Consider the following 5,416-nt stretch of genomic DNA (forward strand, 5'->3'; position numbering starts at 1 on the left):
GGGTGCCGGCCAGGTGGTGGCCCGGATCCGCGCCGAGGCGCTGACTCGCGGGCTCGACCTCGAGATCGTGCGCAACGGCAGCCGCGGCATGCTTTGGCTGGAGCCGCTGGTCGAGGTTGAGCTGCCGCAGGGCCGGGTCGGCTATGGCCCGATGACCGCGGCCGAGGTGCCCTCCCTGTTCGACGCCGGCTTCCTCCAAGGCGGCAGCCACCCGCGCGCGATCGGCCTGGTCAGTGACCATCCCTGGCTCGCCTGCCAGCAGCGCCTCACATTTGCCCGCTGCGGGCTGACCGCCCCGCTCTCGCTGGACGACTACCGCGCGCATGGCGGGCTCGCGGGCCTGACCAAGGCGCTGGAGATGGCGCCGGCGGCGATCGTCGAGGAGGTGGTCCGCTCGGGCCTGCGCGGCCGGGGCGGCGCCGGCTTTCCCACCGGCATCAAGTGGCGCACCGCCGCCCAGACCGAAGCCGACCAGCGCTACATCGTCTGCAATGCGGACGAGGGCGACAGCGGCACGTTCGCCGACCGGATGATTATGGAGGGCGACCCGTACCTGCTGATCGAGGGCATGGTGATCGCCGGCCTCGCCGTGGGTGCCACCAAGGGCTTCGTCTATATCCGCTCCGAATATCCCCATGCCTTCAAGACCTTCGTCGAGGCGATCCGGATCGCCGTGGCAGAGGGCATCCTGGGCGACGACATCCTGGGCAGCGGGCGGGTCTTCCACCTGGAAGCGCGCTTAGGGGCCGGGGCCTATATCTGCGGCGAGGAGACCTCGCTGCTGGACAGCCTGGAGGGCAAACGCGGCACGGTGCGCAAGAAGCCGCCTCTGCCCGCGATCCAGGGCCTGTTCGGCCGCCCGACCATCATCAACAACGTGCTGTCGCTGGTGGCCGTGCCGACCATCCTGGCGATGGGCGGCGACTACTACCAGGAGTTCGGGATGGGCCGCTCCCGCGGCACCATGCCGATCCAGCTGGCCGGCAACATCAAGCATGGCGGGCTGATCGAGCGCGCCTTCGGCCTGACGCTGGGCGAACTCGTCGAGGATCTGGGCGGCGGCACCCGCACCGGCCGGCCGATCCGTGCGGTGCAGGTGGGCGGCCCGCTCGGCGCCTACTGGCCGACCTCGCTGTTCGATACGCCGTTCGACTACGAGGCGTTCGCCGCCAAGGGCGGGATGATCGGCCATGGCGGCATCGTCGTGTTCGACGACACGGTCGACCTGGCCCGACAGGCCCGCTTCGCGCTGGAGTTCTGCGCGATCGAGTCCTGCGGCAAGTGCACGCCCTGCCGGATCGGCTCGACCCGTGGCGTCGAGGTGATGGACCGGATCCTGGCCGGACAGGACGTCGTGAACCAGATCACCCTGTTGCAGGACCTGGCCGAGGTGATGCGCGACGGCTCGCTCTGCGCGCTGGGCGGCCTCACGCCGATGCCGGTCATGAGCGCGCTCACCCACTTCCCCGAAGACTTCGACCGCGCGCCCAGCGCGCAAGCTGCCGAGTGAGAAGGACCGACATCATGACCCTCATCAAGGAGCAGGATCTCGGCACCCCCGCCGTCGTCAGCGACGTATCGGTGACCCTGGAGATCGACGGCCATCCGGTCACGGTTCCGGCCGGCACCACGGTGATGCGCGCGGCCGCACGGGCGGGCGTGTCGGTGCCGAAGCTGTGCGCCACCGACACGCTGGAGGAGTTCGGCTCCTGCCGCCTGTGCCTGGTCGAGATCGAGGGCCGGCGCGGCACGCCGGCTTCCTGCACTACGCTGGTCGAGCCGGGCATGAAGGTCGTCACCCAGAACGAGCGGCTGGGCAGGCTGCGCCGCGGGGTGATGGAACTCTACATGTCCGACTTCCCGACGGACAATCTGGCGATCCCGTCCAGCGGCGACTGCGAGATGCAGGACATGGTCGCGGCGGTCGGCCTGCGCGAGGTCCGTTACGGCTTTGCCGGCGCCAACCACCAGGACCTGCGCAAGGACGAGAGCAACCCCTACTTCACGTTCGACCCGGCCAAGTGCATCGTCTGCTCGCGCTGCGTGCGCGCCTGCGCCGAGGTCCAGGGCACCTTCGCGCTCACCATCGAGAATCGCGGCTTCGCGTCCAAGGTGTCGGCCGGCATGGCCGAGCCTTTCCTCGAATCCGAATGCGTGTCCTGCGGTGCCTGCGTGGACGCCTGCCCGACCTCGTCGCTCATGGACAAGGCGATCATCCAGAACGGGATGCCCAACCGCAGCGTGGTGACGACCTGCGCCTATTGCGGGGTCGGCTGCTCGTTCAAGGCCGAGTTGCAGGGCAACCAGGTCCTCCGCATGCGCCCGCACAAGGACGGCAAGGCCAATCACGGCCACTCCTGCGTGAAGGGCCGCTTCGCCTGGGGCTATGTCACGCACAAGGACCGGATCACCAAGCCGATGATCCGGTCCTCGATCCATGAGCCCTGGCAGGAAGTCTCCTGGGAAACCGCGATCAACCATGCGGCTTCCGAGTTCAAGCGCATCCAGGCGAAGTACGGGCGCGGCTCGATAGGCGGCATCACCAGCTCGCGCTGCACCAACGAGGAGACGTTCCTCGTCCAGAAGATGGTCCGCGCCGCGTTCGGCAACAACAATGTCGATACCTGCGCGCGCGTCTGCCACTCGCCGACCGGCTACGGGCTGCGCACCGCGTTCGGCACGTCCGCCGGCACGCAGGACTTCGATTCGGTGATGGATGCCGACGTCATCCTGGTGATCGGCGCCAATCCGACCGACGCCCACCCGGTGTTCGGCTCGCGCATGAAGAAGCGCCTGCGCCAGGGTGCCCGGCTGATCGTGATCGACCCGCGCCGGATCGACCTGGTGCGCACGCCCCATGTCCAGGCCGAGTATCATCTCCAGCTCCTGCCCGGCACCAATGTCGCGGTACTGAACGCGCTGGCCCACGTGATCGCCACCGAGGGCATGGTCGACGAGGCCTTCGTCGCCGAGCGCTGCGATCCCGCCGACTTCGCGGTCTGGCTGGACTTCATCAGGCGCCCGGAGAATGCGCCCGAGGCGGTCGAATCCATGACCGGTGTGCCGGCGGCCACGATCAGGGCTGCCGCGCGCCTCTACGCCATGGGCGGCAATGCCGCGATCTATTACGGCCTGGGTGTCACCGAGCACAGCCAGGGCTCGACCGCGGTCATGGCCATGGCCAACCTCGCCATGGCCACCGGCAATCTCGGTCGACCGGGTGTGGGCGTGAACCCATTGCGCGGCCAGAACAACGTGCAGGGCTCGTGCGACATGGGCTCGTTCCCCCACGAGCTCTCCGGCTATCGCCATGTCGCCGACGAGGGCGTGCGGGCGCTGTTCGACCAGGCCTGGGGCGTCACGCTCGACAACGAGCCCGGCCTGCGCATCCCGAACATGCTGGATGCCGCGGTCGATGGCTCGTTCAAGGGCCTCTACATCCAGGGCGAGGACATCGCCCAGAGCGACCCGAACACCCAGCACGTGACGGCCGGCCTGGCCGCCATGGAATGCGTGGTCATCCAGGACATCTTCCTGAACGAGACCGCCAACTACGCCCATGTTTTCCTACCGGGCTCGTCCTTCCTGGAGAAGGACGGCACCTTCACCAATGCCGAGCGGCGCATCTCCCGCGTCCGCAAGGCGATCCCGCCCATGGCAGGCATGGCCGACTGGGAAGTCACCATGGCGCTCTCCAGGGCGCTGGGCTATCCGATGGACTACACCCATCCGTCGGAGATCATGGACGAGATCGCGGCATTGACCCCGACCTTTGCGGGCGTGAGCTTCGAGCGGCTGGACCAGTTGGGCTCGATCCAGTGGCCGTGCAACGAGAAGGCACCGGAGGGTACCCCGACCATGCATGTCGGCGGCTTCGTCCGCGGCAAGGGCAAGTTCGTGGTCACCGCCTATGTGCCGACCGAGGAGCGCACTGGCCCGCGCTTCCCGCTCCTGCTCACCACCGGCCGCATCCTCAGCCAGTACAATGTCGGCGCCCAGACCCGGCGGACCGCCAACACGGTCTGGCACGGCCAGGACGTGCTGGAGATCCATCCGCACGATGCCGAGCAGCGCGGCATCCAGGACGGCGACGTGGTGCTGCTGGCGAGCCGCTCCGGCGAAACCACGCTCACCGCAATGATCTCGGAGCGGATGCAGCCGGGCGTGGTCTACACCACCTTTCACCACCCCCTGAGCGGTGCCAACGTCGTCACCACCGAGAACTCCGACTGGGCGACCAACTGCCCGGAATACAAGGTCACCGCGGTCGAGGTGCGGCTCACCAACCAGCCCTCGCGCTGGCAGGAGGAGTACGAGCAGTTCCGCGAGGCGGCCCGGCAGATCGCGGCCGTGGCCGCCGAGTGACGGCGGCCCGGCTGGCGGGCAGCAGGCAGCGCCGCGACCGGCCGCTGGCACCCGGCCGGAAGGTGCGCCGCTACGAAGGCGGGCGGTTTGTCGAACGGATCGAGACGGTGGCGGGCGAGTGCGCGACGGCGATGGTCTATAACGGCCAGGACTTCGCCGTGCTGATGACCTCGCCCGAGCATCTGGAGGACTTTGCGACCGGCTTCACGCTGGCCGAGGGCATCGTGGACCATGCCGGCGAGATCGAGGCGGTCGAGATCGAGGACGTGGTGCTGGGCGTGGAGATCCGCGTCGCGATCCCGGATGGGCGGATGGCGGCCCTGGCCGGGCGTCAGCGCCATGTCACCACGGGCACGTCCTGCGGCATGTGCGGCATCCTCAGCATCGAGCGGGCGCTGCGCCCGCTGCCGACCCTGCCGCCCGCGCCCCCCGTCCCTGCCCCGGCCATCGAACGGGCCCTGGCGGCCCTGCCGGCCACCCAGACGCTCAACCGCCAGAGCGGGGCGGTCCATGCCGCGGCCTTCGCCACGCGCGAGGGCCGGGTGGCGCTGGTCCGCGAGGATGTCGGCCGGCACAACGCGCTCGACAAGCTGACCGGTGCCATGGCCCGGACCGGCACCGCAGCGGAGGACGGCTTCCTCCTGCTGACCAGCCGCTGCAGCACGGAGATGGTGCAGAAGGCAGCCCTCGCCGGCTTTGCGGTGGTGGTCGCGATCTCCGCACCCACCACGCTGGCGGTCGAGCTGGCCGATGCCGCCGGCCAGGCCCTGATCGGCTTCGCCCGCCCCGGCGGCTTCAACATCTACACCCACGAGCAGCGGATCAGCGCCGGATGAACGTCAGGCACCTCGTCACCATGGCCAACCAGATCGCCACCTTCTTCGCCACCCAGCCGGGCGACCCTGCCCAGGCCACCGCCCAGCACCTCCGCCAGTACTGGGACCCGCGGATGCGCACCGCGATCAGCAGCCATGTCGAAGCCGGCGGCGAGGGGCTGGACCCGGTGGCGCTAGCGGCGGTGCGGCTGCTGGCCGAGACGAAGCAGCCGGCT

General features: G+C 69.3%; 4 protein-coding genes. All 4 read left to right on the top strand.

Annotated features, from left to right (window positions below):
• Window positions 1-1,510 (top strand): formate dehydrogenase beta subunit (locus EQG76_RS16565; protein WP_159715423.1); only part of this gene is annotated, 1,510 nt, incomplete at its 5' end.
• Between the two features lie 14 nt (window positions 1,511-1,524).
• Window positions 1,525-4,365 (top strand): formate dehydrogenase subunit alpha, encoded by a 2,841-nt coding sequence (gene fdhF / locus EQG76_RS16570; protein WP_159715425.1) that lies wholly within the window; start codon window positions 1,525-1,527, stop codon window positions 4,363-4,365.
• Window positions 4,362-5,201, top strand: coding sequence for a formate dehydrogenase accessory sulfurtransferase FdhD (gene fdhD, locus EQG76_RS31735; protein ID WP_200840863.1), 840 nt, complete (start codon window positions 4,362-4,364; stop codon window positions 5,199-5,201). Before fdhF ends, fdhD begins: the two co-directional genes overlap by 4 nt.
• The coding region (locus EQG76_RS16580; RefSeq protein ID WP_159715427.1) for a formate dehydrogenase subunit delta at window positions 5,198-5,416 on the top strand (219 nt) is incomplete at its 3' end. The genes fdhD and EQG76_RS16580, both read left to right, overlap by 4 nt.

Origin of the sequence: Geminicoccus flavidas, assembly GCF_009806515.1 — a bacterium.
Taxonomy (GTDB): domain Bacteria; phylum Pseudomonadota; class Alphaproteobacteria; order Geminicoccales; family Geminicoccaceae; genus Geminicoccus; species Geminicoccus flavidus.

Coding starts and splice junctions, on each gene's coding strand:
- fdhF (WP_159715425.1), top strand. CDS start 1,525: ATGACCCTCATCAAGGAGCAGGATCTCGGCACCCCCGCCGTCGTCAGC.